The 3,423-nt window shown below is 70.6% G+C and carries 4 protein-coding genes; all 4 read left to right on the forward strand.

Going from position 1 to position 3,423, the window contains the following annotated elements; all coding sequences use genetic code 11:
• Positions 1–67: 67 nt before the first annotated feature.
• The gene (locus N1F89_RS20405; RefSeq protein ID WP_290086324.1) at positions 68–934 is read left to right on the forward strand and encodes a branched-chain amino acid ABC transporter permease; all 867 of its coding nucleotides are present in this window, start codon (positions 68–70) and stop codon (positions 932–934) included.
• Positions 931–1,974 (forward strand): branched-chain amino acid ABC transporter permease, encoded by a 1,044-nt coding sequence (locus N1F89_RS20410; RefSeq protein WP_290086325.1) that lies wholly within the window; start codon positions 931–933, stop codon positions 1,972–1,974. The genes N1F89_RS20405 and N1F89_RS20410 overlap by 4 nt, the downstream gene beginning before the upstream one ends.
• Positions 1,967–2,680 (forward strand): ABC transporter ATP-binding protein, encoded by a 714-nt coding sequence (locus N1F89_RS20415; protein WP_290086326.1) that lies wholly within the window; start codon positions 1,967–1,969, stop codon positions 2,678–2,680. The genes N1F89_RS20410 and N1F89_RS20415 overlap by 8 nt, the downstream gene beginning before the upstream one ends.
• A gap of 4 nt (positions 2,681–2,684) precedes the next feature.
• Positions 2,685–3,423 (forward strand): ABC transporter ATP-binding protein (locus tag N1F89_RS20420; protein WP_290086327.1); only part of this gene is annotated, 739 nt, incomplete at its 3' end.

The raw sequence follows: 3,423 nt of genomic DNA on the forward strand, positions 1-3,423 counted from the left end.
CCGCGTGCGCGGCGGCCGGACGGGACCGGTGCGGCCCGCGGGCCGGCACGAAGCACAGGGGCAAACGGTGGATCTGGCGGGCGTCCTCGCGATCGAGATCGTCTATTCGGTGGCTTCGCTGGTGCTGATCAGCGCCGGGCTCGCCGTCATCTTCGGCATGATGCGGGTCATCAACCTGGCGCATGGCGAGTTCATGATGATGGGCGGCTACGCCACCATCGTGGCGGTGCATGCCGGCATCAACGTCTACATCGCCATGCTGGTGGTGGCGCCGCTGGTCGTCGGGCTGATCGGGCTTGTCGTGGAGCGGCTGGTGATCCGCTTCCTGTACGGCCGGCTGATCGACACCATGCTCGCCACCTGGGGCCTGAGCCTGTTCTTCATCGGGCTGGCCACGATGATCTTCGGCAACACGACGACCGGCATCTCGCCGCCGATCTCCGGCTTCGCGCTCGGCGCCTACCAGGTCAACGGCTACAACCTGTTCATCATCCTCGTCGTCGTGGCGCTGCTGGTCGGCATGTATCTGGTGCTGCGGCTGACCCGCATCGGGCTCGTCGCGCGCGGCACCATGCAGCGCGCCGACATGGCCTCGGCGCTCGGCTACAATCCCGACCGCGTCTACATGGCGACCTTCTTCGCCGGCTCGGCGCTGACCGGGCTGGCCGGCGGCATCCTGGCGCCGCTCGTCGGCCTGGTGCCGTCGACGGGCGCCACCTACATCGCCAAGGCCTTCATCACCGTGATCACCGGCGGCGCCTCGGTGATCGCCGGCATGGTGTCGAGCGCCACCGTGCTCGGCCTGGTCTCGCAGGTCTTCACGCTCGCCACGACCGCGGTGGTCGGCGAGGTGGCGCTGCTGATCGCCGCGGTGATCCTCCTGCGGCTTCTGCCGCAGGGCATCACCGGGCGCTTCTTCCGGGGGTCGATGTGACGGCGCGCCGCCAGCTCCGCGGCACGCTTGCCGCGCTCGCCATCGGCGCGCTGGTGCTGCTCGCCGCGCCGCTCGCCATCGAGAGCTATACGCTGTCGGTGCTCGTCATCTACGCCATCCTGGCGCTCAGCCTCGGGCTGATCTGGGGCTTCGGCGGCATCCTGTGCTTCGGCCAGGCCGCCTTCTACGGGCTCGGCGCCTACACCTACGCGATCGCCGCCATCAACATCGGCGAGAGCACGCTGCCCTTCCTGCTCGGCATCGCGGTGCCGTTCGCCTTCGCCTTCCTGCTCGGCGCGATGATGTTCTACGGCCGGCTCTCCGACGTCTATCTCGGCGTCATCACGCTGGTCGTCACGCTGATCTTCTTCAAGTTCATGAACTCGACCGCCGGGCCGGAATACGCGATCGGCCAGGCGCGCCTCGGCGGCTTCAACGGGATTCCCGGCTATCCCATCCTCAACGTGCCGGGCGATCCGGGCTGGGTCATCTACGACCGCGCCTTCTACTACGTCTGCGCGGCGGCGCTGCTCGTCGTCTACGCGCTGGTGCGCTGGCTGCTCGCCAGCCCGTTCGGCCGCATCGCCGTGGCGATCCGCGAGAACGAGCAGCGCGCCGAGCTGATGGGCTACGACGCGCGGCTGCGCAAGACGGTGCTGTTCGCCATCGGCGGCGGCATCGCCGGGCTCGCCGGCACGCTGTTCGCCTGCTGGGCGGAGATCGTCACGCCGGGGCTGTTCTCGCTCGCCCAGTCGGCCGAGATCATCATCTGGTGCATCGTCGGCGGGCTCGGCACGCTGGTCGGCCCGGTGATCGGCGCCATGGTGCTCGGCTACGCCAAGTTCCTGCTCGGCCAGCAGTCGTTGATCGACAACACGCTGGTGCTCGGGCTGATCCTGGTCCTGTCGGTGCTCGTGCTGCCGCGCGGCATCGCCGGCCTCTTCCTGTCGGGCTGGGAGCGGGCGGGGCGGCGCCGGCCGCGGCGCGCCCGGCGCGGCGCGCGCGCCCGGCAGCGGGCGCGGGGCCTGCGCCATGTCTAGCGTGCTGGAGACGCGCGGCCTGACGATGAGCTTCGGCGGCGTCACCGCGGTCGACAATGTCGACTTCAAGCTGGCGCGGCGCGAGCTGCGCTGCCTGATCGGCCCGAACGGCGCCGGCAAGAGCACCTTCTTCAAGTGCCTGACCGGCCAGCTCAAGCCGACCGCCGGCGAGGTGCTGATCCAGGACGAGGAGACGACCGGCTGCGATCCGCAGGCCATCGCCCGCCTCGGCGTCGGCGTCAAGACGCAGGTGCCGAGCGTCATGGACGGGCTGTCGGTGCGCGAGAACATATGGCTCGCCGCCTACCGCACGCATGGCCGCCAGGGGGCGCGCGCGGCGGTCGACGGCGCGCTCGAGCGCCTTGCGCTCACCGACATCGCGCGCGCCCTGGTCGGCCAGCTCTCGCACGGCGAGCGCCAGCGCGTCGAGCTCGGCATCGTGATCGCGGCCGAGCCGTGGCTGATCCTGCTCGACGAGCCGGCCGCCGGCATGACGGCGGAGGAGGTGGAGCGCATGGCCGCGATCATCGGCGAGCTCAACCGCGACGCCGCCATCATCATCGTCGAGCACGACATGCAGTTCATCCGCTCGATCGCCAGCCTGGTCACCGTCTTCGCGCAGGGCCGCATCCTCATGGAGGGGCCGGTCGAGGCGGTGATGCAGGACCGGCGCGTGCGCGACGTCTATCTCGGCAAGAAGACCTGATCCCATGAGCGAAGGCGACGCCCTGACCATCTCCTCGCTGGCCGCCGGCTACGGCCGCATTCCGGTGCTGCACGGCATCGACATGCGCGTCGGCCACGGCGAGACCGTCGGCATCCTCGGCCACAACGGCATGGGCAAGTCGACGCTGCTCAAGACGATCATGGGCTTCCTGCCGGCGCGCGGCGGCTCGGTCGTGCTCGACGGCGAGGCGATCACGCGGCTGCGGCCGCACGACCGCGCGCTGCGCGGGCTCGGCTACATCCCGCAGGGGCGCGGCATCTTTCCGCAGCTCTCGGTGCGCGACAATTTGCGGCTCGCCTTCCACGGCGACGGCGAGCGCGGCGAGGAGGACGCGCTCGAGGAGGTGCTCGGCCACTTCCCGCGCATCGAGCGGCTGCTCGAGCGGCCGGGCGGGGCGCTGTCGGGCGGCGAGCAGCAGCTTCTGGCCCTGGCGCGCGGCCTGATGGCCGATCCCTGGTTCCTGCTGCTCGACGAGCCGACCGAGGGCATTCAGCCGAGCATCATCGAGGAGATGGAGGAGACGCTGGCCGGGCTGCGTGCCGAGCGCGGGCTCACCATCCTGCTGGTCGAGCAGAACTTCGACTTCATCACGGCGCTGTCGGACCGGGTGCTGATCCTCGAGCGCGGCCGCATCACCGCCGAGCTCGACGGTGCGGCGCTGCGCGACCCGGCGGCGGTGGAATCCTTCCTCGGCTTCGGCGCGGTGCGGCGCACGCGCGGCG

This window comes from Aquibium sp. A9E412 (assembly GCF_030398335.1).
In the GTDB taxonomy this organism is placed as follows: domain Bacteria; phylum Pseudomonadota; class Alphaproteobacteria; order Rhizobiales; family Rhizobiaceae; genus A9E412.